Origin of the sequence: Vibrio sp. 10N.222.55.B11 (genome assembly GCF_041473705.1) — a bacterium.
In the GTDB taxonomy this organism is placed as follows: Bacteria; Pseudomonadota; Gammaproteobacteria; order Enterobacterales; family Vibrionaceae; genus Vibrio; species Vibrio crassostreae_C.
Genome location: NZ_JBFRST010000197.1, coordinates 1 through 362, shown reverse-complemented (window position 1 = coordinate 362; position 362 = coordinate 1). Strand labels below are relative to the sequence as shown.

Annotated in this window: 1 protein-coding gene; it reads left to right on the top strand. The window is 46.7% G+C overall.

Translation table 11 applies throughout. The annotated features are described in order from the left end of the window. A partial coding sequence (locus AB4503_RS25700; protein ID WP_133151364.1) for a transposase occupies positions 1-362 on the top strand: 362 nt, incomplete at both ends.

Genomic DNA, 362 nt, shown 5'->3' with positions numbered 1-362 from the left:
GAGATGGCTTCAGCCAAAGCGCTCATGGATATTCCAGGTGTCGGTGAACACAGTGCAAGTGCCATTGTCGCAACCGTCAATGACGCCAAACAATTTGGCTCTAGCCGCCAATTTGCCGCTTGGATAGGGTTGGTTCCAAGACAATACTCAACAGGTGGTCATGTTCATCTTGGTCGCATCAGCAAAAGAGGCGAAAAACACATTCGCACTCTACTTATTCATGGCGCAAGAGCCGTTATTGCACGATGTAAAGAGAAAACCGATCGCAACAGTATTTGGTTAAATCAACTCGTTGAACGACGAGGTTATAAACGAGCAGCTGTCGCCCTAGCTGCAAAAAATGCTCGTATAATATGGGCATT